This is a genomic window from Kitasatospora sp. NPDC034035 (assembly GCF_055575755.1).
The window spans coordinates 94660-120716 of sequence record NZ_JBVISA010000028.1 but is presented as its reverse complement, the minus strand read 5'-3'; the positions used below and the strand labels follow the sequence as shown (position 1 = coordinate 120716).

The 26057-nt window shown below is 73.4% G+C and carries 26 protein-coding genes; 15 read left to right on the top strand and 11 right to left on the bottom strand.

The features are described from left to right. Window positions 1-280 precede the first annotated feature (280 nt). The 5 genes from ACZ52J_RS32005 to ACZ52J_RS31985 all read left to right on the top strand — a co-directional run bounded on the left by ACZ52J_RS32005 (window position 281) and on the right by ACZ52J_RS31985 (window position 6112). On the top strand, window positions 281-1537 hold the full coding sequence (locus ACZ52J_RS32005) for a sensor histidine kinase (RefSeq protein ID WP_465623718.1): 1257 nt from the start codon (window positions 281-283) through the stop codon (window positions 1535-1537). Next, complete coding sequence (locus ACZ52J_RS32000; RefSeq protein WP_360492898.1) at window positions 1534-2211, top strand: response regulator transcription factor; 678 nt, start codon at window positions 1534-1536, stop codon at window positions 2209-2211. Before ACZ52J_RS32005 ends, ACZ52J_RS32000 begins: the two co-directional genes overlap by 4 nt. A gap of 279 nt (window positions 2212-2490) precedes the next feature. Further along, the gene (locus tag ACZ52J_RS31995) at window positions 2491-2778 is read left to right on the top strand and encodes an SHOCT domain-containing protein (RefSeq protein ID WP_360492895.1); all 288 of its coding nucleotides are present in this window, start codon (window positions 2491-2493) and stop codon (window positions 2776-2778) included. Beyond that, entirely contained in the window at window positions 2775-3530 is a 756-nt protein-coding gene (locus ACZ52J_RS31990) for an ABC transporter ATP-binding protein (RefSeq protein ID WP_465623716.1), read from the top strand. Before ACZ52J_RS31995 ends, ACZ52J_RS31990 begins: the two co-directional genes overlap by 4 nt. An 8-nt stretch (window positions 3531-3538) precedes the next feature. Continuing rightward, window positions 3539-6112, top strand: coding sequence for an FtsX-like permease family protein (locus ACZ52J_RS31985; protein WP_465623714.1), 2574 nt, complete (start codon window positions 3539-3541; stop codon window positions 6110-6112). A 105-nt stretch (window positions 6113-6217) separates the two neighbouring features. Here ACZ52J_RS31985 and ACZ52J_RS31980 read toward each other — a convergent pair whose 3' ends face one another. The 3 genes from ACZ52J_RS31980 to ACZ52J_RS31970 form a co-directional block, all read right to left on the bottom strand. Next, complete coding sequence (locus ACZ52J_RS31980; RefSeq protein WP_465623713.1) at window positions 6218-7102, bottom strand: metallophosphoesterase family protein; 885 nt, start codon at window positions 7100-7102, stop codon at window positions 6218-6220. 172 nt (window positions 7103-7274) lie between these two features. Beyond that, a complete protein-coding gene (locus ACZ52J_RS31975; RefSeq protein ID WP_465623712.1) occupies window positions 7275-7553 on the bottom strand; it encodes a DUF4190 domain-containing protein in 279 nt (92 codons plus the stop codon). An 80-nt stretch (window positions 7554-7633) separates the two neighbouring features. After that, the gene (locus tag ACZ52J_RS31970; RefSeq protein WP_189918519.1) at window positions 7634-7789 is read right to left on the bottom strand and encodes a hypothetical protein; all 156 of its coding nucleotides are present in this window, start codon (window positions 7787-7789) and stop codon (window positions 7634-7636) included. A gap of 119 nt (window positions 7790-7908) precedes the next feature. Between ACZ52J_RS31970 and ACZ52J_RS31965 the strand changes: the two genes are divergently transcribed. From ACZ52J_RS31965 to ACZ52J_RS31940, 6 genes are all read left to right on the top strand, one after another. Then, entirely contained in the window at window positions 7909-8538 is a 630-nt protein-coding gene (locus ACZ52J_RS31965; RefSeq protein ID WP_465623710.1) for a TetR family transcriptional regulator, read from the top strand. Window positions 8539-8704: 166 nt separating this feature from the next. Further along, entirely contained in the window at window positions 8705-9529 is an 825-nt protein-coding gene (locus tag ACZ52J_RS31960) for a S1 family peptidase (RefSeq protein ID WP_465623708.1), read from the top strand. Window positions 9530-9768: 239 nt separating this feature from the next. Further along, window positions 9769-11262 carry a S28 family serine protease gene (locus ACZ52J_RS31955; protein ID WP_465623705.1) on the top strand — a complete coding sequence of 498 codons (1494 nt, stop codon included), beginning with the start codon at window positions 9769-9771 and terminating at the stop codon, window positions 11260-11262. Window positions 11263-11424: 162 nt separating this feature from the next. After that, entirely contained in the window at window positions 11425-12195 is a 771-nt protein-coding gene (locus tag ACZ52J_RS31950; RefSeq protein ID WP_465623703.1) for a TetR/AcrR family transcriptional regulator, read from the top strand. Continuing rightward, window positions 12179-13813, top strand: coding sequence for an acyl-CoA dehydrogenase family protein (locus ACZ52J_RS31945; RefSeq protein WP_465623702.1), 1635 nt, complete (start codon window positions 12179-12181; stop codon window positions 13811-13813). Before ACZ52J_RS31950 ends, ACZ52J_RS31945 begins: the two co-directional genes overlap by 17 nt. A gap of 38 nt (window positions 13814-13851) precedes the next feature. Further along, window positions 13852-14748, top strand: coding sequence for an amidohydrolase family protein (locus tag ACZ52J_RS31940; RefSeq protein ID WP_465623700.1), 897 nt, complete (start codon window positions 13852-13854; stop codon window positions 14746-14748). Between the two features lie 27 nt (window positions 14749-14775). Here the strand turns inward: ACZ52J_RS31940 and ACZ52J_RS31935 are convergent, their stop codons facing one another. Beyond that, complete coding sequence (locus ACZ52J_RS31935; protein ID WP_465623699.1) at window positions 14776-15579, bottom strand: inositol monophosphatase family protein; 804 nt, start codon at window positions 15577-15579, stop codon at window positions 14776-14778. Between the two features lie 116 nt (window positions 15580-15695). Here ACZ52J_RS31935 and ACZ52J_RS31930 point away from each other — a divergent pair, with 116 nt between their 5' ends. Next, a complete protein-coding gene (locus ACZ52J_RS31930; protein ID WP_465623697.1) occupies window positions 15696-16688 on the top strand; it encodes an Lrp/AsnC family transcriptional regulator in 993 nt (330 codons plus the stop codon). 166 nt (window positions 16689-16854) lie between these two features. Next, window positions 16855-17358 carry a hypothetical protein gene (locus ACZ52J_RS31925; RefSeq protein ID WP_465623696.1) on the top strand — a complete coding sequence of 168 codons (504 nt, stop codon included), beginning with the start codon at window positions 16855-16857 and terminating at the stop codon, window positions 17356-17358. Here the strand turns inward: ACZ52J_RS31925 and ACZ52J_RS31920 are convergent. From ACZ52J_RS31920 to ACZ52J_RS31910, 3 genes are all read right to left on the bottom strand, one after another. Then, the gene (locus ACZ52J_RS31920) at window positions 17349-18179 is read right to left on the bottom strand and encodes a helix-turn-helix domain-containing protein (RefSeq protein WP_465623695.1); all 831 of its coding nucleotides are present in this window, start codon (window positions 18177-18179) and stop codon (window positions 17349-17351) included. The genes ACZ52J_RS31925 and ACZ52J_RS31920 overlap by 10 nt on opposite strands. A gap of 160 nt (window positions 18180-18339) precedes the next feature. Beyond that, entirely contained in the window at window positions 18340-18822 is a 483-nt protein-coding gene (locus tag ACZ52J_RS31915; protein WP_360492856.1) for a hypothetical protein, read from the bottom strand. Between the two features lie 139 nt (window positions 18823-18961). Beyond that, entirely contained in the window at window positions 18962-19669 is a 708-nt protein-coding gene (locus tag ACZ52J_RS31910) for a 4'-phosphopantetheinyl transferase family protein (protein WP_360492854.1), read from the bottom strand. 252 nt (window positions 19670-19921) lie between these two features. On the opposite strand from ACZ52J_RS31910, the gene ACZ52J_RS31905 reads away from it, so the two are divergent. Continuing rightward, window positions 19922-21358 (top strand): choice-of-anchor A family protein, encoded by a 1437-nt coding sequence (locus tag ACZ52J_RS31905; RefSeq protein ID WP_465623693.1) that lies wholly within the window; start codon window positions 19922-19924, stop codon window positions 21356-21358. 199 nt (window positions 21359-21557) lie between these two features. Here the strand turns inward: ACZ52J_RS31905 and ACZ52J_RS31900 are convergent, their stop codons facing one another. After that, window positions 21558-22187 carry a TetR family transcriptional regulator gene (locus ACZ52J_RS31900; RefSeq protein WP_465623692.1) on the bottom strand — a complete coding sequence of 210 codons (630 nt, stop codon included), beginning with the start codon at window positions 22185-22187 and terminating at the stop codon, window positions 21558-21560. 76 nt (window positions 22188-22263) lie between these two features. On the opposite strand from ACZ52J_RS31900, the gene ACZ52J_RS31895 reads away from it, so the two are divergent. Then, window positions 22264-23208: a hypothetical protein gene (locus tag ACZ52J_RS31895; RefSeq protein WP_465623690.1), complete on the top strand. Its 945-nt coding sequence runs from the start codon at window positions 22264-22266 to the stop codon at window positions 23206-23208. A 5-nt stretch (window positions 23209-23213) separates the two neighbouring features. On the opposite strand, the gene ACZ52J_RS31890 is transcribed toward ACZ52J_RS31895, so the two are convergent. From ACZ52J_RS31890 to ACZ52J_RS31880, 3 genes are all read right to left on the bottom strand, one after another. Beyond that, window positions 23214-23699: a F0F1 ATP synthase subunit B family protein gene (locus ACZ52J_RS31890; protein ID WP_465623689.1), complete on the bottom strand. Its 486-nt coding sequence runs from the start codon at window positions 23697-23699 to the stop codon at window positions 23214-23216. A 179-nt stretch (window positions 23700-23878) separates the two neighbouring features. Continuing rightward, window positions 23879-25105: a kynureninase gene (gene kynU, locus ACZ52J_RS31885; RefSeq protein WP_360492845.1), complete on the bottom strand. Its 1227-nt coding sequence runs from the start codon at window positions 25103-25105 to the stop codon at window positions 23879-23881. Window positions 25106-25203: 98 nt separating this feature from the next. Next, window positions 25204-26034, bottom strand: a complete 831-nt coding sequence (locus tag ACZ52J_RS31880; protein ID WP_465623688.1) for a tryptophan 2,3-dioxygenase — start codon at window positions 26032-26034, stop codon at window positions 25204-25206. Window positions 26035-26057: the final 23 nt, after the last annotated feature.

Here is a 26057-nt window from a genome sequence, read left to right as displayed (position 1 = left end):
ACGGCCCATTGCTCATCACATAGATCCCCACGCCCCACAGCAAAGATCATTGCGGCAGTAGGGCGCGGAGATCACCCGTTCTAAAACACGGCCTAGACCGCCAGACCGTTGAGACGGGCAGAGCGGGGGGAGCAGAGGGGAGCAGAGGGGGCAGAGTGGGGGGCAGGGCGGGGGAGTAGGGCGCCTTCGGATGTACTCCAGCGGGAGTACGCCCGAACGCCACCCGTGGAGGACGCGTGGGGGCGGGGCGCGGGTCTAGCTTGTGGGCATGATGCCGCCCATGTCCCAGCCGCCGGAGCCGCCTGCGGAGGAACCGCCGGAGCCGTCCGCGGAGGATCCGGCCGCGCCGGAGCCGCCCGAGCCGTGGCGCCCGCCGTGGGTGCGCGCGGCCAAGGCGGGCCTGCCGCTGGGGCTGGCGGTGGCGGTCGCGGTGGTCCAGCTGGTCGGCTCGCGGTTCGCCGCGCACAACCAGCCCGGGCGGGCGCCGCTGGACGCGTTCGGCTACCTCCTGCTGCTGCTCGGGCCGGCCCTGCTGGTGCTGCGCTGCCGCCGTCCGGTCGCGGTGGTGGCCGGCACCTCGGTGGTCACCGCCGGGTACCTGGCCGCCGGGTACCCGTACGGGCCGGCGTTCCTGAGCTGGCTGATCGCCTGCTGCGCCGCGATCGCCGCCGGGCACCGCCGGGCGGCCTGGGCCGGCCTGGGCGGGGTCTACCTGGTGCACGTGCTCGTCACCTTCGTGCTGCCCGCGAACTGGCAGCGGGCCGCCCCGCCGTCCGGCACCGCCTGGCTGCAGGAACTCGGGCTGCTGGCCTGGCTGCTGCTGGTGCTGGCGATCGCCGAGATCGTCCGGTTCCGGCGCGAGCGGATCGCCGCCCACCGGGCCTTCCGCCAGCAGCTGGAGGAGCGCCGGGCCAACGAGGAACGGCTCAAGATGGCCCGGGAGTTGCACGACATCCTGGCGCACAGCCTGTCACTGATCAACATCCAGGCGGGGGTCGCGCTGGCACTGCTCGACCGGCGGCCGGAGGAGGCCCGCACCGCGCTGGTCACCATCAAGTCGACCAGCAAGGAGGCGCTCGGCGAGGTCCGCCAGGTGCTGGCGACGCTGCGCGGGCCCGGGGCGGCGCCGCGCGGCCCGGCCCCCGGGCTGGACCGGCTGGACGAACTCACCGAGCAGGCCGACCGGGTGGGACTGGAGGCCGAGGTGCACGAGCGCGGCGAGCGCCGCGCGCTGTCCGCCACCGTCGACCTCACCGCCTTCCGGATCGTCCAGGAGGGCCTCACCAACGTCATCCGGCACTCGGCGGCCCGGCAGGCGGTCGTGGTGCTGGACTGGACGGACCCCGCCCTGCTGGTGGTCCGGGTCGAGGACCCGGGGCCGACGGTGGTCTCCGACGCCGGCGGGTCCGGCAGCGGGCTGGTCGGGATGCGGGAACGCGCGGCCGCGTTCGGTGGCACCATCACGGCGGGGCCGCTGCCCGGCGGCGGCTTCCGGGTCCGGGCGGAGCTGCCGACACCGAAGGCGGGGAATGAGTGATTCGGGTACTGCTGGCGGATGACCAACTGCTGGTCAGGGCGGGCTTCCGGGCCCTGCTGGACCTGCAGGACGACCTCACGGTGGTCGGCGAGGCGGACGACGGGGAGGCGGCGCTGCAGCTCGCCCGCGAACTCGTGCCGGACGTCGTGCTGATGGACATCCGAATGCCGAGGATGGACGGGCTGGAGGCGACCAGGAGGATCGCCGAGGACCCTGCGCTGTCCTCCGTACGGGTGGTCGTGCTGACCACCTTCGAGCTGGACGAGTACGTCTTCGAGGCGCTGCGCTCGGGGGCGGCGGGCTTCCTGGTCAAGGACACCGAGCCGGCCGACCTGCTGCGGGCGATCCGGGTCGCGGTCGCGGGGGACGCGCTGCTCTCGCCGGGGGTGACCAGACGGCTGATCGGCGAGTTCGCCGCCCGGTCCAAGGCCCCCGAGGCGGCGCCGAAGGGGCTGACGGACATCTCGACGCTGACCGAGCGGGAGCGCGAGGTGCTGGCGCTGGTCGGGATGGGGCTGTCCAACGAGGAGATCGCCCGGCGGCTGGTGGTCAGCCCGCTGACGGCGAAGACGCACGTCAGCCGGGCGATGGTGAAGCTCGGGGCGCGGGACCGGGCGCAACTGGTGGTGCTGGCCTACGAGTCGGGGCTGGTGCGGCCGGGTTGGCTGGGCTGAGCGGCGGATTCCGTCCCGGCGCGGACGCTCCCGGTGTGGCTACTCCCTGCGTGCCTACGCCCGGGCGTGCCTACTCCCTGCGTGCCTACTCCCGGGCGCGGGCGTTCCCGGGTGCGGCTACTCCCGGCCCGGCGTGTCACCGGCCGCTCGTACTCTCCCGGGAGTATCCCGACTGCCGCTGCTGGTAGGACGCGTGATGAGACCCCTCGGCGGGACGCTTCGGACACCTCGGGAACCGCCCGAGGTCCTGAAGGCCCACGGCCGAGGAGATGAACCACCATGTACACGCAGCTCGCCGACTGGCACGGGCCCGGACCCTGGATCCTGCTGATCCCCCTGGTCTGGATCGCCGTGGTGTTCCTGGTGATCGTGGTGCTGCGCCGCACGGTCTGGCGGCGCCGCGGCTGCGGCTTCGGGTACGGGGCCGGATCCGCCGCGGAGCACCCGCTGGCCGTCTTGGGCCGCCGCTACGCCGAGGGCGACATCGACGCCGAGGAGTACCGCGCCAAGCGGGCCGTGCTCAGCGAACCGCCGCGGGACGACGCACGGGGAGGTGGCGCCAAGTGACCACCCTCGACGTCGTACGCGGCACCGCCGCGCGGGTCGCCGACGCCGTGAAGATCCACGGCGTCGGCGGCACCGAGGTCCGGGCGCTGGACCACGTCACGGTGGAGTTCCCGTCCGGGCGCTTCACCGCGATCATGGGCCCCTCCGGCTCGGGCAAGTCCACCCTGATGCACTGCGCGGCCGGGCTGGACACGCTCACCGCCGGCAGCGCCTGGATCGGGGACACCGAACTCGGCTCGCTGAGCGACCGGCGGCTCACGCTGCTGCGCCGGGAGCGGATCGGCTTCGTGTTCCAGGCCTTCAACCTGGTGCCCACGCTCACCGTCCGGGAGAACATCACCCTCCCGCTCGACCTGGCCGGGGCCGCCCCCGACCGGGCCTGGCTGGAGGCGCTGATCGACGTCGTCGGCCTCGGCGACCGGCTGCAGCACCGTCCGAGCGAGCTCTCCGGCGGCCAGCAGCAGCGGGTCGCGGTGGCCCGGGCGCTGGCCGGGCGGCCGCAGGTGGTCTTCGCCGACGAGCCCACCGGCAACCTCGACTCCCGCACCGGCGGCGAGGTGCTCGGCCTGCTGCGCCGGGCGGTGGACGAGATGGGCCAGGCCGTGGTCATGGTCACCCACGACCCGACGGCCGCCGGCTGGGCCGACGAGGCGCTGTTCCTCGCCGACGGCCGACTGGTCGACCGGATGGAGCGGCCCAGCGCCGGGCTGGTGCTGGACCGGATGAAGGCCTTCGAACGGGGGCAGGCATGAGCGGGCGCATGAACACCGCCACCCTCAGGCTCAGCCTGCGGTCGCTGCGCGCCCACAAGCGGCGGCTGACCGGCACCCTGCTGTCCATCCTGCTCGGGGTGAGCTTCCTGACCGGCACGATGGTGCTGGGTGACACCCTGCGGGCCAACTTCGACACCCTCTTCGCCGACGCCAACGCGGGCACCGACGTCGTGGTCCGCAGCGCCGACGTCCTGGACTCCCCGGGCACGGCCGGCGGGGTGCGGGCGCCGGTGGCGGTGTCGCTCGCCGACCGGCTGCGCACGATCCCCGGCGTGGCGGCCGTCGAGCCGTCCGTCCAGGGCGCGGGTCAACTCATCGGGAGCGACGGCAAACCGATCGGCGGTCAGGGCCCGCCCACGCTGGCGGGCAACTGGCTCACCGACGGCCGGCTCAACCCGTACCGGCTGGCCGAGGGCCGGGCGCCGGCCGCCCCGGGCGAGGTCGTGGTGAACCGGGGCGCGGCGAAGTCGGGCGGGCTGCACCTCGGCTCGACCACTGTGCTGCGCACCCCGGACCCGGTGCCGGTCACCATCGTCGGTATCGCGACCTTCGGGGCGAGCGCGGACGGCATGGGGCCGAGCACCTTCACCGCGATGACCTTCGCGGACGCCGAGCGCTACCTCACGCCCAAGGGGGCGGGGCAGGCCGGTTCGATCCAGGTCCGCGCGGCCGGCGGGGTGTCCCAGCGGGAGCTGGTCGACCGGATCGCCCCGCAACTGCCCTCCGGCGTCGAGGCGATTACCGGTACGGCGGCCACCCAGGAGTCCACCCAGCTGCTGTCCGGGCGGTTCCTGACCATGTTCACCACGCTGCTGCTGGTCTTCGCCGGGATCGCGCTGCTGGTGGCGACGTTCACCATCCACAACACCTTCGCCATCGTGGTCGCCCAGCGGAGCCGGGAGAACGCGCTGCTGCGGGCGCTCGGCGCGGTGCGCGCCCAGGTGCTCGGGGCGACGCTGGCGGAGGCACTGGCGGTGGGCCTGCTGGCCTCGCTCGGCGGGCTGCTGGGCGGGATCGGGGTGGCGACCGGACTCAAGGCGCTGTTCTCGGTGCTCGGCTTCGCCCTGCCGACCGGCGGCATGGTGATCAGCGCGGCCGCCGTCCTGCTGCCGCTGCTGGTCGGGACGCTGGTCGCGGTGGGTTCGGCGCTGCTGCCGGCCGTCCGGGCCGGGCGGACGGCTCCGCTGGCGGCGCTGCGGGAGACCGGTGTCGACCGGGCGGCGCAGGGGCGCTCGGGCACCGTCCGGGTGGCGCTCGGCGGACTGCTGCTGGCCGGGGGTGTCCCGGTGGCCGTCCTCGGCGCCACCGACGGTCCGTCCGTCCTGCTGACGGCGGCCGGGGCACTGGCGGTGCTGGCGGGCACGGTGGTGCTCGGGCCGGTCGCCGCGGCCTTCGCGGTCCGGACGCTGGGTGCGCCGCTGCCCAGGCTGCGCGGCGTCTCCGGGGTGCTGGCCCGGCGCAACGCGGCCCGCAACCCGCGCCGGACGGCGGCCACGGCGAGCGCGCTGATGATCGGGGTCGCGGTGGTCACGCTGTTCACGGTCTTCGGTGCGTCGATCAAGGCCACCCTGGACGACACGGTGAGCAAGTCCTTCGCGGGCGATCTCGCCGTCACCACCGCCTCGTTCGGGGCCGGCGGCAGCGGGATCAGCCCCAAGGTGGCGGACGCCCTGGCCGGGCTGCCCGAGGTGCGGCAGACGGTCGGGCTCGGCCGGGGCGTCGCCCGGATCGACGGGCACGGGCGGACGCTGGACGTCACCGACCCGGCCCGGCTGTCCGGCATCGTCGACCTCGGCCGGGTCGACGGCTCGCTCGCCGCGCTCGGCACGGACGGGCTGGCGGTCTCCCGCACCGAGGCGCACCAGCACGGCTGGCGGCTCGGACAGACCGTCACCGTGGGTTTCACCGACGGCGCGAGCGGCCCGTTCACCGTCCGTGCGCTCTACGAGGGCGGCGGGCTGGCCGGGGACTACCTGATGACCAGGCAGGCCTGGGCCCCGCACCGGGGGCAGGACGCCGACACCATGGTCGCGGTCGGGCTGCGCGACGGCGTCTCACCGGGCGCCGGCAAGGCGGCGGTCGAGAAGGCGCTGGTCCCGTTCGGCAGTCCGCAGGTGCAGGACCGGGCGGAGTACGCCAAGAGCGCGGCCTCCGGCGTCGACATGATGCTCTCGGTGGTCTACGCGCTGCTGGCGCTGGCGGTGCTGATCGCGCTGCTGGGCATCGCCAACACGCTGACGCTGGCGGTGCACGAGCGGACCAGGGAACTGGGGCTGCTGCGGGCGGTCGGCCAGACCAGGGCGCAGCTGCGCGGCATGGTGCGCTGGGAGTCGGTGCTGGTGGCGGCGTTCGGCACGGTCGGCGGGCTGGGGCTCGGCGCCTTCCTCGGCTGGGCCCTGGTCCGGGCCTCGGACAGCGCCGGGACGGGGTCCTTCGCGATACCGCCCGAGCAGTTGGCCGTGGTCCTGGCGGCCGGGCTGCTGGCGGGCGCGGTGGCCGGCCTGCGCCCGGCGGGCCGGGCGGCGCGGCTGGACGTCCTGCGGGCGATCGCCACGGAGTAGGAGCCGATCGCGACGGAGGAGAAGGCAGGGAAGGAGGAGACGGAGGAGGAAACGGTGGCGTGACGGCGCGAGGAGGGCGTGAGGAGGAAGAGCCGGAGCAGGGAGTCAGTCCGCGGTCTGCGGGAACACCTCGCGCAGCAGCGGGTCCGGCAGGCCGCGCTTGCGCCACTCACGCGGGTAGCCCAGCGAGACCTCCTCGAAGGGCACGCCGTCGTAGCTGGTCTTACGGGGGATGTGCAGGTGGCCGTAGATCATCGCCGCGGTGTTGAAGCGGCGGTGCCAGTCGGCGGTCAGCTCGGTGCCGCACCACTGGGCGAACTCGGGGTACCAGAGGATCTCGGTGGGGTGGCGGACCAGCGGGTAGTGGTTGACGAAGACGAGCGGGACGTCCGGGTCGCAGGCCGCCAGCCGCGCCTCGGTCAGCCGGACGCGCTCTCGGCACCAGGAGTCGAGGTCCGGGAACGGGTCGGGGTGGAGCATCCGCTCGTCCGCGCAGACGACGCCGCTCTCGTACGCGGCCGCCAGGGACTCCTCCTTGGTGGTCGTGCCCGGCGCACGGAAGGAGTAGTCGTACAGGAGGAAGAGCGGGGCGATACGGACCGGCCCGCCCGCGCCCCCCCAGACCGGGTAGGGGTCCTCGGGGGTCACCACGCCGAGGCGGCGGCAGAGTTCCACCAGGTGTTCGTAGCGGGCCACACCGCGCAGCTGGACCGGGTCCTCGGGGTGGGTCCACAGCTCGTGGTTGCCGGGCACCCACACCACGCGGGCGAAGCGCTCGGCGAGCAGGCCGAGGGCCCACTCGATGCTGGTGGTGAGTTCGGCGACGTCGCCGGCGACGAGCAGCCAGTCGTCGGGGTGGGTGGGCTGGATCTTCTCCACCAGGTCGCGGTTCTCCTGGTAGGAGATGTGCAGATCGCTCACCGCGAGGAGTCGTCCGCCCGTCGGGGTGGGCCGCGCCGGCTGTGCGTCGCTGCGGTTCTCCGTGGTCACTCCTGCCCCCTGAGGTCGTCCGGCCGATGTGGCCCACCCTATGTGCCGGGCCGGGGGAGCGGGGCGGATTGAAGGGATCAGTTGTTCGACTGTCGGACGGATCGACTGTCTGGCGGTTCGATGGCCCGACGGGTCGACTGTCCGGCGGATCGGCCGGGGAGCTGAGGACGGCTCAGGAGCTGAAGTCCATGAGCACGCCGTGGGAGGTGGCGGTGGTGACGGCGAGGATCGCCAGCGAGGCGATGCCGAGCGCGAGGCCGAGGACGGCGCGGCCGCGGCGGCTGGTGCCACGGAGCAGGGCCAGGGTGGCGAGGGTGATGGCGATCGGGCCCAGGACGATGTTGAAGAGCAGCAGGCCCGGCAGGCCGAGCAGGAAGGAGGCGACGGCCAGGTTGTCGGCCTCGGCGGTCTCCCGGCGGCCGGCGTTCTGCGGGGTGGTGACGGTGCTCATGGCTGTGCAGGTCCTCTCTGGGAGTGGTCGCGGGAGTGGTCGCGGGAGTGGACGCGGGAGTGGTCCGGGGAGGGTCCGGGTCAGCGGTGGCGCAGGCGGGCGATGCCCTCGCGGGCGCCGAAGGCGAGCAGCCAGGCGGTGATGGCGGCGGAGGCGGCGAGGAACACCGGGAGCGAGGTGTGGGCGGCGGTACCGATCAGGACGGCCATGGCGACGAGGGCGGAGAACAGGATCACGGCTGACTCCTTCGACGGCGGCTGTGGTGGCGCCGGTTTTGGTTGACAAGTGTTTACTGACTTCGGCACCACTGTACCCCGGCTGGCCAAGTTCGGCAAACAACTGTTTACTGAATGACGTGAGTCACACCGTAGGGGCCAGACAGGCCCAGAAGCAGCAGAGTCGGCGGGCGTTGCTGGACGCGGGGTTGCACCTGCTGGCCGATCAGAACCTGGCGAGCCTCGGCGTTCGCGAGGTCACCCGGGAGGCCGGGCTCTCCCCGGCCGCGTTCTATCGGCACTTCCCGGACCTCGCCGCACTCGGGGTCGCGCTGGTCGAGGAGTCGCTGGCCAGCCTGCACGTCATGATCCGCTCGGTGCTCGCCGAGGCCGGCGGCGCCGAGGAGCTGATCGACCGCGCGGTGGACGTGATCGAGCGGCACGTCCGCGAACACCGCGCGCACGTCCGCTTCCTGTCGCGCGAGCGGCACGGCGGGGTCCGGCAGGTGCGCGAGGCGATCGACGCCGAACTCGGCCGCTTCGCCGCCGAGGTGGGTGCCGCGCTCGCGCTGCAGCCGGTGTCGCGGGGGTGGAGCGAGCGGGACCTGCGGATGCTCGCCGAGTTGTACGTGGACCACATGGTGTCCACGGCCTCCGCCTTCCTGGAGGCGCAGGAGGCGGACCCGGCCCGGGAGCGGCGGATCGCCGCCACCGCGCGCCTGCAACTGCGCCTGATCAGCCTGGGTCGGCGCCACTGGCAGGGGAGTTGACCCGTGGGGCGGGGAGCGCGAAGGCGTCCCGGCCCCGACGGCGGTGCCAACCGGGCATGGCGGATCGGGATGGCCTCTTTGTCGCGCTTTGACTCTTGACAGGACGTCATGTCCGCGACAGCTTTGGTGGACCCCCACGTGGACCCCCCACACCGAGAGGTCTCTCATGAAGAAGCCGCTCATAGGCATGCTCGCCACGCTCCTGGCCGCCGGAGCCACCCTCGCCGGAGCCTCCCAGGTCCAGGCCGCCCCCTCGGCCACCGTCAACTTCGCCGGAGCGGTCGCACTCAGCAACTGCTCCGGCTCGCTGGTGCGGATGCCCGGCTCGGCCGCGAGCGACCCCGCGCTCGTGCTCTCCAACGGCCACTGCCTGGAGTCCGGCATGCCCGGCCCCGGCCAGGTGGTCCTCGACCAGCCCTCCAGCCGGAGCTTCACCCTGCTCAGCGCCACCGGCGGACGCCTCGCCACGCTGCGCGCGACCAAGGTGGTCTACGGCGCGATGACCGACACCGACGTGTCGATCTACCAGCTGAACACCAGTTACTCCTCGATCCAGTCCCGGTACGGGATCGCCCCGCTGACCGTCGCCACCACCCACCCCGTCCAGGGCGCCTCGATCCGGGTCGTCTCCGGCTACTGGAAGAAGATCTACTCCTGCTCGGTCGACGGCTTCGCCTACCGGTTGAAGGAAGCCGACTGGACCTTCAAGGACTCCGTCCGCTACACCTCGAGCTGCGACGTGATCGGCGGCACCTCCGGCTCGCCGGTGGTCGACGCCTCGTCCGGCCAGCTGGTCGCCGTCAACAACACGATCAACGAGAGCGGCGAGCGCTGCACCCTGGACAACCCCTGCGAGGTCGACCAGAGCGGCACCGTGACGGTGCGCCAAGGCATCGGCTACGCCCAGGAGACGTACGGGATCCCGGCCTGCTTCGCCACCGGAAACCGGTTCGACCTCACCCTCCCGGGCTGCGCCCTGCCCCGCCCGTAGGGCACCCGCCCCGCCCATAGGCGGCCGCCCTGCCTTAGGCACCGCCCGCGCGTGGGCGACCCAGCGACCCGGCGACCCAACGGCCCAACGGCCCAACGACCAGCGCCCTTGCCCCGATGGGCCACCCGCCGACGGCGGATGGCCCATTCGGCCGTCCACCGGGCGGCCGCCGTACCACCCGCACCGCAGAGTTGTGTCCACAAGGCGGCAGTCATGTCCGTTGACCAGATGGAGAGTTGATGACCACCACGCTGAGAAGACTGTTGGTTTCCACCCTGCTGATACCGCTGCTCGCGTTCGGCGGGCTGGCGTCCCCTGCGCTGGCCGCCGACGCCCAGGGCGCCCGGACGGCCGGGTCGGCCCACGGCCGGAGCCCCGCCGACGACCCGAACGCCGACATCAAGGACCGGCTGGCTGCGATCCCCGGGGTGACCATCACCGAGGAGAAGCCGACCGACGCGGACCACCGCTACTTCCTCGCCACCTACACCCAGCCGATCGACCAGTTCCGCCCCTGGCTGGGCACCTTCCAGCAGCGCTTCAGCCTGCTGCACCGCGGCTACGACCGCCCGACCGTCTTCTACACCAACGGCTACACCCTGGGCACCACCCCGTCCCGCACCGAGCCGACTCGGCTGGTGGACGGCAACCAGGTCTCCATCGAGTACCGCTTCTTCACCCCCTCGCGCCCCGACCCGGCGGACTGGTCCAAGGCCGGCATCCGCCAGGGGGCCGCCGACTCGCACCGGCTGGTGACCGCGCTCAAGCGGATCTACCAGCAGGAGTGGCTGTCCACCGGCGCCAGCAAGGGCGGCATGTCCTCCACCTTCTACCGCCGCTTCTACCCGGACGACGTGGCCGGCACGATCGCCTACGTCGCGCCGAACAACACCGACGTCAACGACTACGCGGCCTACAGCGAGTTCTTCCGCACCGTCGGCACCCCCGAGTGCCGGGACCGGCTGAACGCCGCCCAGCGCGAGCTGCTGGTGCGCCGCGACCGCCTGGAGACCCGCTACGTCGCTGACAACAAGGCGGCCGGCTCCACCTTCAACACCCTCGGCACCCCGGACCGCGCGTACGAGGCGGGCGTGCTGGACGTGGTCTGGGCGTTCTGGCAGTACAGCCTGGAGGCGGACTGCGCCAAGGTCCCGGTGGCCGCCACCGCGACCGACGACGAGCTGTACGCCTGGTTCGACGCGCAGTCGGGCATCACCGGCAACAGCGACCAGTCGCTGGCGAAGTACACCGCGTACTACTACCAGGCCGCCACCGAGCTGGGCGCACCGTTCTTCGACGTCTCGCGCCTGAAGGACCTGCTGCACTACGACTACAAGGAGCTCTACTCGGCCCGCACCTACGTGCCGAAGGAGATCCCGACCGTCTTCAACCGGAACGCGATGCCCGACATCGACCGCTGGGTGAAGCGCGAGGGCGAGCGGATCATGTACGTCTACGGCGGCAACGACCCGTGGGGCGCCAAGCCGTTCCACCTCGGCCGGGGCAGTGAGGACAGCTACGTCTACACCGTGCCCGGCGGCAACCACGGCTCCAACATCGGCAAGCTGCCCGCCGAGCAGTCGGCGGAGGCCACCGCCAAGGTGCTGGAGTGGGCCGGCCTGGGCGACCAGGACGCCGCCCGCTCCCTGGCCAAGTCGCCGCAGCTGATCCCGGCCTTCGGCCCGCTGGACGTCGAGGGCCAGCGGCAGGAGCAGGAGCGCCGCCCGCTGTAGCGCGTCGGCGATCACCACGAACTGAGGAGGCTGCCCCGCTGCCCGGGGTGGCCTCCTCGCGTCGTCCGGGGAGACCCGACCCCGGGAGCCCCCACCCCGGCAGCCCGGACCCCGGCGGCCCGGCCCCTCCCCGAAGCGCTGAATCAGTGCTTCAATGCTTCCGTGGCCTACCGACGCACGCCCGCCGTACAAGCCCGTCTGGACGCCCAGCGCGAGGCGGTGCTGCAGTCGGCCGTCCTCCTGCTCGCCGAACGCGGTTACGGCGGCTGCACGATGGCCGCCGTGGCGGACCGCGCCGGGATCGCCACCGGCAGCCTCTACCAGCACTTCGCCAACAAGGCCGAGCTGTCGGTGCAGCTGTTCCGCCGGGTGGTCACCCGCGAGATCGACGCGGTCAACGCGGCCGCCGCCCAGTGGGACACCCCGCAGCGGCGGATCGCCGCCGTCGTCGAGACCTTCGCCACCCGCGCCCTGCGCGCGCGCCGGCTGGCGTACGCGCTGCTGGTCGAACCCGCCGACGCGGTGGTGGACGGTGAGCGCCTGGTGTTCCGGCGGGCGTTCCGTGATGTGATCGCCACCGAGATCGCCGCCGCCGTGGCGAGCGGCGAACTGCCCGAGCAGGACCCGGTGCTGACCGCCGCGGCCCTGGTCGGCGCGGTCGGCGAGGCGCTGGCCGGCCCGCTCGCCGGCGAATCCGCCGAGCCTGCGGGGCCCACCGGGCCCACGCCCGCCGGGCCCACGCCCACCGGGCCCACGCCCGCCGAGCCCACCGATCCCGCCGAGCCTGCCGGGCCCACCGATCCCGCCGGCCCTGCCCGGCCCACCGGGCCCGCCACGCCCACCGATCCCCGGAGGGCCGCCGCCGAGGTGGTCCCCGCCCTGGTCTCCTTCACCCTGCGTGCCCTGGGAGGACGCGATGACAGCGACGCATGAGGTCACCAACCAGGTGCCCCTGCCGTACGGACACGACACCGCCGCCGACCCCGCGCTGCTCGCCGCCCTGCGGCGGGCCGGCGCGGGCTGGGCCGAGCCCGAGCTGCGCGAGCTGGGCCGGCTGGCCGGCTCCGAGCAGGCCGCCGAGTGGGGCCGGCTGGCCAACGAGAACCCGCCGGTGCTGCGCACCCACGACCGCTTCGGTCACCGGATCGACGAGGTCGAGTTCCACCCGTACTGGCACGAACTGATGCGCACCGCCGTCTCGTACGGCCTGCACGCCGCGCCCTGGCGGGACGAGCGCCCCGGCGCCCACGCCGCCCGCGCCGCCAAGTTCTTCGTCTGGAGTCAGGTCGAGGCCGGCCACACCTGCCCGATCTCGATGACCTACGCCGCCGTCCCGGCGCTGCGTGCGACCCCCGCCCTGGCCGAGGAGTGGGAGCCCCTGCTGGCCGCGAAGGAGTACGACTTCGGGCTGCGCGAGCCGCGCACCAAGCGCGGGCTGATCGCCGGCATGTCGATGACCGAGAAGCAGGGCGGCTCGGACGTCCGCACCAACACCACCACCGCGGTCCCGCAGCCGGACGGCACCTACCGGATCACCGGCCACAAGTGGTTCACCTCGGCGCCGATGTCCGACCTGTTCCTGACGCTCGCCCAGGCCCTGGGCGGGCTCAGCTGCTTCGCGCTGCCGCGCGTCCTGCCGGACGGCAGCCGCAACCGCCTGCACCTGATGCGGCTCAAGGACAAGCTCGGCAACAAGTCCAACGCCTCCGCCGAGCTGGAGTACGACGGCGCGGCCGGCTGGCTGGTCGGCGAGGAGGGCCGCGGGGTGCCGACCATCATCGAGATGGTCAACATGACCCGCCTGGACTGCACCATCGGCGCCGCCTCCGGCATGCGCTACGGCGCCACCCGTGCCGTCCACCACGCCCTGCACCGGCGGGCGTTCGGCAAGGCGCTGGTCGACCAGCCGCTGATGCGCAACGTGCTGGCCGACCTGGTGGTGGAGTCCGAGGCGGCCACCACGGTCGCGATGCGGCTCGCCCAGTCCACCGACCTCGCCCTGGCCGGGGACGAAACCGAGTCGCTGGTACGGCGGTTGGGCCTGGCGGTGGCCAAGTACTGGGTGTGCAAGCGCGGTCCGGCGCACGCCGCCGAGGCGCTGGAGTGCCTGGGCGGCAACGGCTACGTGGAGGAGTCCGGGATGCCCCGGCTCTACCGCGAGGCGCCGCTGGTGTCGATCTGGGAGGGCTCCGGCAACGTCGCCGCCCTGGACGCGCTGCGCGCCATGGCCAAGCGCCCGGAGAGCGTGGAGGCCTTCCTCGGCGAACTCGACGCCGCCGCGGGCGCGGACCGCCGGCTGGACGCGGCCGTCGCCGCGCTGCGCAAGGAACTCACCGACCTGACCGACCTGGAGTACCGCACCCGCCGGCTGGTGGAGTCGATGGCGCTGGCCTTCCAGGGCTCGCTGCTGGTCCGGTACGGCGACCCGGCGGTGGCCGACGCGTTCTGCGCCGGCCGGCTGGGCGGCGACCGCGGCGCGGCCTTCGGCACCTTGCCGGCGGGGGTCGACACCGAGGCGATCATCGACCGCGCCCGCCCGGTGCCCGCGTGAGCGGCCGGGAAGTGAGCGCCCGCGTGAGCCCCCGGGAAGTGAGCGCCCGAGAGGCGGGCTGCCAGGAGGTGGCGGAGGTCCGCGCGTTCTGGCAGGCCCTCGGGCTGCCCGGCCTGATCGACGTGCACACCCACTTCATGCCGAAGAACGTCCTCGACAAGGTGTGGGCGTACTTCGACGCGGCGGGGCCGCTCATCAACCGCCCCTGGCCGATCACCTACCGCGAGGCCGAGGACGAACGCGTCCGGCGGCTGCGGGAGTTCGGCGTGCGGGCGTTCACGTCCATGCTGTACCCGCACAAGCCCGGGATGGCCGCCTGGCTGAACGCCTGGTCCGCCGACTTCGCCGCCCGCACCCCGGACTGCCTGCACACCGCGACCTTCTTCGCCGAACCCGAGGCGCCCGGCTACGTGGCCCGGGCGATCGAGGACGGCGCCCGGGTGTTCAAGGCACACCTGCAGGTCGGCGGCTACGACCCGACGGACCGTTCGCTGGACGAGGTCTGGGGACTGCTCGCCGAGACCGGCACCCCGGTGGTCAGTCACTGCGGATCCGGGCCGGTGGCGGGCAAGTTCACCGGTCCCGGCCCGATCGGCGCGGTGCTGGACCGGCACCCCGGGCTGGTCCTGGTGGTCGCCCACCTCGGCATGTCCGACTACCGCGAATTCCTCGACCTGGCCGAGCGCCACCCGGCCGTCCGGCTGGACACCACCATGGCGTTCACCGACTTCGTCGAGGCCGACGACCCGTTCCCGCGCGACGAACTGCCGCGCCTGCGCGGGCTGCAGGACCGGATCCTGCTCGGCAGCGACTTCCCCAACATCCCGTACCGGTACGTCCACCAGCTGGACGCGCTGGCCGGGTTGGGGCTGAGGGAGGAGTGGCTGCGGGCGGTCTGCCACGACAACGCGGCCGCCCTGTTCAAGCTCAGCTGACCTCAAGCTCAGCTGACGACCTCAAGCTCAGCTGACCGCCCCCAGCACCCCCAGCGCGTCCGCGTGCAGCCCGGGCGCGGCGGCGAGGAAGCTGTCGGCGTCGGCCGTCCAGGCCGCCCCGGCGGCGTCCGTCACCGCCGCGCCCGCCTCGCTCGCGATCAGCGCGCCGGGCAGCAGGTTGCCCGCGTCCAGGCCGTACTCCCAGAACAGCGCCAGGTGCCCGGAGCCGACCTGCGCCACCTGCAGTGCGGTCGGGCCGAGGTTGCGCACCGCCAGCACCGCGCCCGCCATCGCGGACAGCGACTCGCCCGCCCGGCGCAGTGCCACCGGGTCCCCGGCCACCCGCGGCGGCTGGCTGGTGGCGGCGACGGTGGCCGCCAGCTCGCGCTCCAGCGGGGTGATGGCGCGACCGTCCAGCTCGGCTCCGCCGCCCAGCACCGCACGGTAGGTCCGTCCGCCGTTCAGCTCCGGGGCGTGCACCACGGCGAGCACGGCGGCGCCGTCCCGGACCAGCGTGGCGGTGACCGCCCAGTGCGGCTGGCCGAGCAGGTACTGCACCGCGCCGTCGGTCGCGTCGCAGAGCCACCACTCGCCCTCGGCGGGCACCGAGTCGTCCGACTCCTCCGGCACCCAGCCGGCCTGCGGGCGCAGCGCGGTCAGCCGCTGCTGCAGCTCGGCGGCGGCCGGCCCGTCCAGTTCGGCGAAGCGGGCCCCGGCCTCCTCGAGCGTCCGCGCCGTGACGGGTTCGGTGGACCGGCGGGCCGCCAGCTTCGCGCCGACCTCGCGCACCGCGGCCTCCACACCCTGCGCCAGCGTCCACAGCTCGTTCATCACGGTCTTCCTCACCTGCTCACGGCCGGTTCGCTCCGGCCTCCCGAGACAAGTAGTACCGTCGGGGTTGCCGAACGGGACGCTCAAGCCGCCGAGAATGACGGGAATCGGACACCATGGACCTCTCCGCTGCCGATCCGGACGCCGTACTGGACGCGCTCGACCGCCGCCTGATCTGCGCCCTCCAGGTGGACGGACGGGCCGAGCCCGGCCGGATCGCCGAGGTGCTGGGCGTCTCCGCCCGTACGGTCACCCGCCGCCTGGCCCGGATGCGGCAGGCCGGGGTGCTGCGGGTGGTCCGGATGCCCGACGTCGAGGACGCAGCCGTGGGTGCGCTGCTGTTGCGGGTCCGGGTGCTCAGCGGCCGGGTGGACACCATCGCGCAGGCGCTGGCCGACCGCTCCGACGTCCCCTTCGTCGACGTGATGCTCGGCGGCCACGAGATCGGCGCCGTCATGATGACCGACGCCGGCGCCCGCGACCGGCTGCTGTACGGGCAGTTGCCCGCGACCGGCGCCGTCACCGAGACCACCACCCACGCCGTGCTGCACGCCTTCGCCGACGCCGGGCAGTGGTGGGCCGGCCACCTGACCGAGGCGGAGGCCGCCGCGCTCGCCCGTCCCGCCGTCCCGCGCCCCGCCGCACCCCCACCGCTGGACGGCCTCGACCGTGCGCTGCTGGATCGGTTGGGCGAGGACGCCCGGCAGTCCCACGCCGTCCTGGCCGCGGCCGTCGGCGCCCCCGAGTCGACCGTGCGCCGCCGACTGCACCGGCTGGACGAGCTCGGACTGCTGCGCACCCACGCCACCGTCGACCCGCGGCTGCTCGGCATGGCCGTCGACGCCAACCTCTGGCTGGACGTGCCGCCCGGCCGGCTCGCCGAGGTCGGTGCGGCCCTGGCCCGCCACCCGCAGGTGCACGGCGTGTTCGCCACCAGCGGCCCGACCAACCTGCTGGCGACGCTGTTCTGCGCGGACCACGGCGAGCTGTACCGCTTCCTCACCGACACCCTCGGCCCGCTCGGGGCCGCCCGCGTCGAGACCACGATCACCGCCCGCGCGGTGAAGCGGGCGGGGGTCCTGCTCCGGCAGCCGCCCCGGAGGCCGTAGCGACCGTACCCGCCCCGGAGTCGGTAGCGACCGTACGGCCCCGGCGCCCGGAGTGGCCGTTACCTGCGGGGTAATCGACGCCCGCCGTCGGGCCGGGCAGGGTGGGGGCAACCCGGTGAGGCCGTCAAGGCCCCGGGATCCCACCCCCGACAGGAGGCGATCCGTCATGTCCGCCCACGCGAACACCCTCACCCCCGCCCGGCCGGGTTCCGCGTTCTCGCCGTGGACGGTGCGCGGCGTCCTCGCCCTGGACGCCCTGGTCACCGGCGGCAACGGCCTGGCCTACCTGGCCTTCCCGGGCCCGCTCGGTGAGCTGCTCGGCCTCGGCCGCGCCACCCTGCTCGGCCTCGGGGCCCTCCTCGCCGTCTACGCGGTCGCGGTCGGCGCGCTGGCGGCCCGTCGGCAGCCGCCGCCGCTGGGCGTGCGGACGGTGATCGACCTCAACCTGGCCTGGGTGGTGCTCAGCCTGGTGGCGATGGAGGCGTGGCTGGAGCCGACCACCGCCGGCTTCGTCTGGATCCCGGTGCAGGCCGCGGCGGTCGGCCTGTTCGCCGTCCTGCAGTTCACCGCCCTGCGCCGGAGCGGGCGCAGCGGCGGGAACGACGGCAAGGGCGGGAACGACGGCAAGGGCGGGAACAGCCGCAACGGTGGGAGCGCCCGCTACAGCTGACGCTCCGGCCCCACCGCGGACTGCAGGAACCGCACCGTCGCCGCGTCGGCCGGGAGGAAGGTCTCCATGGCCAGCTCGGAGACGGTCACGTCCAGCGGGGTGTTGAAGGTCGCGATGGTGGAGAGGAAGGACAGTACCCGCCCGTCGTGGCGGATCCGGACCGGTAGCGCGAACGGGAAGCCGTCCCCGGCCGCGTCCTGCGCCGGGTCGTCGGCCGGCTCGGGGTAGCCGCGGACCTCCTCGTACAGCCGCCGCAGCGGTTCGGCGCGGACCAGCTCCAGCTGGCGCTCCATCCGCTCCAGCAGGTGGTGGCGCCACTGCCGCAGGTTGACGATGCGCGGCGCCAGCCCGTCCGGGTGCAGGGTGACCCGGATCGCGTTGAGCGGCGGCTCCAGCAGGTGCGGGGCGACCCCGTCCAGGAGCAGTCCGAGCGAGCGGTTGGCCGCCAGTACCCGGAAGCTCCCGTCGACGACGACCGCCGGGTACGGGTCGTGGGCGGCCAGCAGCCGCTCCACGCCGCCGCGCAGCGCGTCCATCGAGGGGTCGTCCAGCGGTGTCTCGGGGTAGTGCGGGGCGTAGCCGGCCGCGAGCAGCAGGGTGTTGCGCTCACGCACCGGGACGTCCAACTGCTCGGCCAGCCTCAGCAGGAGCTCCCGGCTCGGGCGGGAGCGGCCGTTCTCCACGAAGCTGAGGTGCCGGGCCGAGGAGTCCGCCCGCAGCGCCAGTTGCAGTTGGCTGAGCTGTCGTCGTTCCCGCCAGCCGCGCAGCAGCGGGCCGACGCCGGTTCCCGTCGGGCTGCCCATGCCCGCCATGATCGTCATGGCCCAGGACGGTACTCGAACAAGCCCGGTCGGCGGGAGGGGGCGAGGGGCGAGGGGGCACGGACGGACCGGACGGACCGGACGGGCCGGACGGGGCCGGGTGAGGCCGGGTGGGCAGGGGGACGGCGGGGATCCGGGGGATCCGGGGGATCCGGAGGGATCAGACGCCGGTGCTGGAGCCCGGCCGGATGACCATGAGGACCACGACCACGGCCCACAGCAGGTTGAACACCCCGGCCGTCATCGGCAGCAGGCGCAGGCCGTTGACGGCCTTGGCGCGCTGCTCGTCCGCCGGGTCGAGGCCGAGCGCCTCCACGGCGGCCTGCTGGCCGGGCAGCACGAACAGCAGCAGCGAGAGCGCGGCGATCGCGGTCAGCACCATCGAGACGATCACCCAGGACTGGCCCATCACGTCCATCACCTGGGCCAGGCCGATGCCCAGAACCGGCACCGCGACCCCCAGCAGCGCGTAGACCTGGGTGATCCGGTGCAGGACGCGCAGCACGCCCGCGTCGGAGGCCTGGTCCGGCCCGCCGGCCAGCGCGGCCTTCGCCCGGCGCGGGAACATGCTGACGGCGACCGCGACCGGGCCTATGAACAGGACCGACACGAGGACGTGCAGGCTCAGCAGGAACTTGGCCATGGCGGGGCACCCTTTGGATCCGGTGGGCAGCTGGGAAGCGGGCGCGCGCGGTCGGCGCGCCCACGAGCAGGCACGCTAACACCGCTTATCCACGGGCCCGCCGCTCGGGTCGGCGGTGGCGAGAGCCCGGGCCCGCGGTTCAGCCCGCGGCCGTCAGCTCCACGATCCGCGGCGCGGCGGTGCTGACCGCCGCGACGGCGGCGCCGTGCTCCGGGTCGGTCCAGTCGATCAGGTGCAGGTCCTCGTACCGGCTGCGCACCGGCGCCCCCGGCGGTACGGCCAACGGCAGGGCGGAGAGGTCGATCCGGCCGAGGGTGTCCAGGGTGGCCCGCCCGATCTTGATCAGCGACTCCTTGCGCACCCACAGCCGCAGGAACGCCCGGTCCGGCTCCGGGTCCGCCTCGACCAGGGCGAGCTCCGCCGGGGCCAGTACCCGGCGGGCGACCGCCCGCAGCGAGCCGCCGCGGCCGGACAGTTCGACGTCCACGCCGATCGGCCGGTAGCCGGCGCCCGCCGCGACCACGCCCCGGGTGTGCGACAGGCTCACGTGCACCCCGGGGTGGTCCGGCAGGTACGGCTTGCCGTGGTCGGCGAGCCCGCAGTCCGGGCACTGCTGGGCGAGCACCAGGCCCGCCGCCGGGACACCGAGCAGCCGCGCGGCGCAGAGCCGGACCAGCAGGTGCCCGGCGGTGAAGTCGACCCGCCCCGACTCGTGCCGGAAACGCGCGGCGCGTTCCCGTTCGAGAGCGGTCAGCAGGTGCTCGCCCGCCTCGGGGTGCCGCAGCACGGCGTCGGCGGACGCGACGGCGACGAGCGGCGCGCTCTGGTCCTGGGCCTCGGTGGTCATGACTCCAACCTAGAGCTTCGCGGGCAGGGGAGCGCACCCGGGAGATCGCTGGGCCGTTCGTAAGAATTCCGGATCGGACCTGAGGGTCCATAGGGTGCGAATAGTCCGATATAGGGTTGGATATCCCGGATTTGTGGGACCGCCAGCAGATCACACGGACCATGGCAGGTCATCCGAACCTGCCCTTTTCTCTGCGCGGAGGAACAGTCGATGGGGCAGGCCACCGGTTCGCCGGATCACCGAACGACCGCCGTGAGAACACCCGCCACCCGCAGCCGCCGGGCCGTCCGCGTCGCGGTGGCGACAGCCGTCGCCGCGCTGCCGCCGGCCGCCGTGCTGACGGTCGGTTCGGCCGCTCCGCTGGCCCCGCCGCTGGGCGCCTGCACCGGACCCGACTGCCCCGGCACCTGGCCGCCGTCGAACAACGGCGACTTCACCGGACGGGACGCCACCATCAACGTCTTCACCGGCGGCAACTACATTGTGAACGGCCGCGCCGCCGAGGCCGAGGGCAAGATCGTCACGCTGGGAAACCTGGCCGTCGACAAGAACGGCGGCGGCGTCTACAACATGGGCGTCGTCGGCGTCGGTTCACGCGTCGTCCCGCCCAACGGCAGCGACTTCGTCACCACCGGCGGGAACGCCGACGTCAGGACCGGCAACACCGTCCTCATCGGTGGCAGCGACTCCCACGGCCAGGCGTTCGGCAACCTGCGCCACGCCGGCAGCGTGACCGGCACCGTCAACATCGATCCCACCGGCCAGTCGATCCAGGACTCCAACGCCGCCGCGCCGTACCGGACCGTGCTCACCCGGATCGAAGAGGTCTCCGACTGCGTGGGGCGGGCCACCGCGACCGGCACCGTCGACATCTCCTCCAGCACGGCGACCTTCACCGGCGACGGGACCAGCGCGAAGCAGGTCTTCAACGTCACCCGGAACCTCGCCTCGCCGGCCGGGCGGCAGATCGGCCTGGTCTTCAACCGCATCCCGGCCGGCGCCACCGTCGTGGTGAACATGCTCGGCGACAGCCCGATCATCAACACCTACACGGGCACCGGCCTGGCAGGGGACCAGACCACCGAGCTGCGCTCGAAGCTGATGTACAACTTCCCCACCGCGACCACGGCCCAGATCCTCGGTGGCGCCCAGTTCCAGGGCTCGGTCCTGGCCGGCAACCCGGGCGGCACCACCATCATCGCCCAGCCGGGCATGAACGGTCGGGTGTACCTGGCGGGCAACCTGATCCACACGGGGACCGGCGGCTACGAGATCCACAGCTACCCGTTCGACGGGGACCTGCCGGAGTGCACGGTGACGCCGAGCCCGTCGCCGACCTCGCCGTCTCCGTCACCGACCTCGCCGTCGCCGACGTCCCCGTCCCCGACGCCTCCCTCGCCGACGTCTCCGAGCCCGACCTCGCCGATGCCCACCTCCCCGAGCCCGAGTCACCACTCGCCGTCGGCCAGCGCTTCGACATCGAGCGCGCACCCGGCCCCGACCAGCCACCATCCGACCGGCCACCACCCGACCGGTCACCCGACCAGCCACCACCCCGGTGGGGGCGGTGAGCTGCCCTCCACCGGTGCGGGCAACGCCCCGGTGGTCTTCGGCCTGGCGGGCGTCGGCCTGCTCGGCCTCGGCGGTCTGGCCGTGATGGCCGCCCGCCGCCGTGGCCGCCACGGCTGACGGCCCGTACGGGACGGCTGAACGGCTGAGCACCTGAAGAGCAGAACGGCTGACCGGCCGAAGAGCAGAACGGCTGAACACCTGAAGAGCTGACCATCGGCCCAGGTCGCCCGCGTCGATCCGACCGGGCGGCCTGCGCCGTCCCGGGCTCCGGCGCGGAGCAGCCGGGGGCGGGCCGACGGGAGGCCGAAGGCGGGGTCTACCGCTGCGCCGGGTAGTCCGCGAGCCCCGAGGCGAGCAGGTCGAATGCCTGCTCCGCCGCCGCCCGGACTCGCGTCCGGACGGCGGCGGCCGGTTCGCCGGCCACCATGGCCCGCCGGATCTCGCCGAGCACCGCGCGGTGGGCCCCCGCGATGGCTCCGGCCACCACGTGGGGGAGCGGGTCGTCCTCGGCGGCTCCCGACTGCTCGGCCAGGACGGCTGCCAGTGCCGCCTCGGCCTGCTCGCCGAGTTCCAGCAGCCGGGCCCGGAGTGCCGGGCTGTCCGCGACGATCCGCCAGAACGCCGCCATCCCAGGGTTCAGTCCGACCGTCGGTTCCCCGTCCTCGAGGGCGGCCAGCAGGTCGGCCCGGACGGCGGCCACGGCGGAGCTGCCGGCCGGGCGGCGCCGGACCACCTCGGCCAAGTGGGCGACCACGGCGTCCTGCCGGTCGAAGAACAGGTCTTCCTTGGTCGGGAAGTAGTTGAAGACCGTGTTGGGCGAGACCCCGGCGGCCCGGGCCACCTCGACCACCGTGACCTGGTCGAACCCGCGCTCGGCGAACAGGCCCATGGCGGTGTCGGCGAGGAGCTCCCGGGTCTGTTGCTTCTTGAGTTCGCGAAGTCCCATGGCGGGATCCTATGCCAGAATCATGGTGTCGCAGCAAACTTGCAGTGACACCAAAAATATCGGGTATGGTCGCGGCATGACCTTCACCTTCGGCATCTATCCCGGCGGACTGCTCGGTGACGACACCGGCGTGCTCGCTCCCGTCCGCCCCGACGACCCGGCGCTGATCACTGCGGCGCTGCGCGAACTCCAGGGCGACGCACCAGAGTTCCTGGTCCGCGCCTACCGCTCGTACGCGGACTCGGCGCAAGCCCCCGATCGGCCCGAGCAGTACGCCGTGGACGGCCGGAGGCTCGACCTGGTGCTCCAGTACCGTGACCGCAGCGGGGAATTGGCGGGCTGGCTGGACTTCGTCCGGAGCACGGTCCGGGCCGAGGGCCACCGCGTCGCCCTGCTCCAGATCTGCGAGGAGCCCAACCTCGACCTGCCGCCCGTGGACGGCAGCATCCCGAACGTCCGCCGGGCGCTGGTGGCCGGCGTGGTCGCGGCCAAGGAGGAGGCGTTGGCCCGCGGTTACGACCACCTGGCCGTCGGCTTCAACGCGGTGCCGTCCTTCGATCCCGCGGACACCTTCTGGCCCGAGCTCGGAAAGCTCGCCGACGAGCGCTTCCACCGCGCCCTGGACTACGTCGGCCTGGACTTCTACCCGGACGTCTTCGGGCCCGTCCCGCCCGGCGGACTCGCCGACGCGGTACGGGCGGTGGTCACCGGATTCCGTCGCGACTTGCTGCCCAGGGCCGGTATCGGGCCCGCCGTACCGGTGCGGATCTGCGAGAACGGGTGGCCCACCGGCCCCGGGCGGAGCGAGGCGCGGCAGGCCGAGGTGGTCGAGGAGCTGGTCCGGACGGTCGCCGGGCTGGCCGCCGAACTCGCCGTTACCGGTTACGCGTTCTTCGCCCTGCGGGACGCCGACAGCGCGGGTGCGGGGCTGTTCCACCACTTCGGCCTGCTGCGCGACGACTACTCGCGCAAGCCGGCCTTCGACACCTACCGGAAGCTGGTGGCCGAACTGACCGGCTGAAAAGGCTAGTTCGCCTCGAAGAAGCGGTCCACCGTGCGGCGCCGGGCGGCGACGGCGTGCACCGGCTCGCCGATCACCCGCCCGGCCAGGGCGACGGCCAGTTCGCCGACGTCCCGGCGGAGCCGGTCGGTGGCCGCGGCCCGGTCGGCGGCGATCCGCGGGTGGGCGGTGGCGAGCAGTTCGTCCCGGTCGCGGAGGCCCTCCGCGCGGGCCGCGGCGATCGCCGCCGCGCCGCGCTCGGCGTAGTCCTCCCGGATCCGGGCTGCCTCGTGCCGGGCCTCGGCCAGTTCCCGCAGGTGGGCGTCCCGGACGGCCGCGGCCTCGGCGTGCAGGGTCTCGGCGCGTCCCGTCCGGCTTTCGGTGATCTCCCGACGCTCGGCCTGCACCCGCTCGATGCGGGGGAGCAGGTGCCGGCCGAGTATCCACAGGATCAGGAAGAACTGAGCCAGGCCGAGGAGCACGACCGGTTCGGGCTTGAGTTCGAGGTTCACGCGACCCCCCTGAGTCCGACGTTCCGTCAATCAGGGGTCTCCCCGGGGTCGATCGCGCTGGAACTCCACCCGGACATGACGTCCGTCACGGTGCCGATGCCCCGAACGGCATTGCCCTGTCCGGAACTTGACGATCAGTCCGGTGGTTCGGAAGCCGCTCGGGTACGCCGGGTCGACCGCTACGTCACCTCGCCCCGGCGGGAGAAGCGCTCTGCCCGCCACTCGCCGCTCTCCAGTACCTCCGCCAGCTGGCGGGCGGCGTCCCAGACCTCGGTGTACGAGAGGTAGAGCGGGGTGAAGCCGAAGCGCATCAGGTCCGGCGCGCGGAAGTCGCCGATCACCCCGCGCTCGATCAGCGCCTGCACCACCGGGTAGCCGTCGGCGTGCCGCAGGGCGACCTGGCTGCCGCGCCGGGCGTGCTCGCGCGGGGTCACCACCTCGATCCCGTCCAGGCCCTCGGTCAGTGAGATGAACAGATCGGTCAGCGCCAGGCTCTTCGCCCGAACCGCCGCGAGGTCGGCCCGCTCCCAGATGTCCAGGGAGGCTTCGAGGGCCGCCTGGCCGAGCAGCGAGGGCGAGCTGGTCAGGAAACGGCCGATGCCCGGCTTGGGGTCGTACCCGGGCTCGAAGGCGAACGGGCGGGCGTGTCCGAACCAGCCGCTCAGCGGCTGCAGCGGACCGGCCGCCAGGTGCCGCTCGGCGACGTACAGGAAGGCCGGCGAACCGGGGCCGCCGTTCAGGTACTTGTAGGTGCAGCCGATCGCGAAGTCCACGTTCGCGGCGCCGAGTTCGACCGGCAGCGCGCCCACCGCGTGGCACACGTCCCAGATCATCAGTGCGCCCGCGGCCTGCACCCGGGCGGTGATCCCGGGCATGTCCAGCAGCTCGCCGGTGCGGTAGTCGACGTGCGACAGGACGACCGCGGCGACGTCCCCGTCCAGGTGCCGGTCCAGGTCCTCCGGCCGGATCAGCACGCTGCGCGCGCCGTCGACCAGGCCGGTCACGCCCTCGGCGATGTACAGGTCGGTCGGGAAGGCCTCGGCGTCGCCGAGCACCGTGCCCCGGCCCGGGCGCAGCCGCAGCGCGGCCGACAGCACCTTGAACAGGTTCACCGAGGTGGTGTCGCAGACGACCACCTCCGCCGGATCGGCCCCGATCAGCGGCGCGATCCGCCGGCCCAGCCGGTACGGCTGCTCGAACCAGCCGGCGTCGTTCCAGCTGCGGATCAGCTCCCGGCCCCACTCCTCCTCGACGACCTGGCGCACCCGCTCGGGCGTGCGCACGGGCAGTGCGCCCAGCGAGTTGCCGTCCAGGTAGATCACCCCGTCCGGCAGGGCGAACTCCTTGCGGAACGCCGCCAGCGGGTCGACGGCGTCCAGCGCCGCGCAGTCCTCGCGCGTGGTCATGCCCATTCCCTCGTTCCCCTCGCTCACTGCTCTTCCCGTCACTGCTCTTCCCGTCACTGCACTTCCCGTCACTTCTCGCGCCGTGACGGACCGTCCCGTCACAGCTCGTTCCGGATCGTCCACAGCTCCGGGAACACGTCCTGCTCGGCCGACTTGCGCAGCCAGGTCAGCCCGCTCGAGCCGCCCGAGCCGGGCTTGCCGCCCATGGTCCGCTTCACCGCCGAGAGGTGCCGCTGGCGCCAGCGGGTGACCCGCTCGGCGACGTCCAGCAGGGCCTCGCCGAGCGGCTGCAGCGCGGCGAACTCCGGCTCGGTGTACACCCGGCGCCAGGCCGCCGCGACCTCCTCGGACGGGTGGTAGCGCTGCTCGGACGACTCCGGGTGCAGCTCCAGGCCGCGCCGCGCCAGCAGCGCCAGCACCTCGTCGTACAGGCCGGGGGAGCGCAGCGCCTCGACCAGCTCGTCCTGGGTGTGCGGCATGCCGTCGTACATCTTCAGCAGCGCGGCGTTCTTGTTGCCGAGCAGGAACTCCAGGTGCAGGAAGGCCGCGGACTGGAAGCCGGAGGCCTCGCCGAACAGCGAGCGGAAGGAGTTGAACTCGTGCGGCGTCATGGTGGCCAGCAGGTCCCAGGAGTCCACCAGCACGTTCTGTGCGTGGGTGCCCCGGCGCAGCGCCGCGAGCGCGGTGGGGAGGTCGTCCTCGCGCAGTGCCTGCCGGGCGATCGTCCACTCGTGCCGCAGCAGGTCGAAGAGCAGTTCCATCACCTGGGTGGTGACGATGAACGACAGCTCGGCGGGTTCCTTGCTGCGCGGGTGCTGCAGGCTGTGCAGCTCGTCCAGGCGGGCGTACTGGGCGTACGGGGTGCTCCGAACCGGCGCCCCGCCCCGACCGAACGACAGGTTGGGTGTCTCCACCGTGTCGTGCCCCATCCCGATGCCTCCTGCTCCGTCCG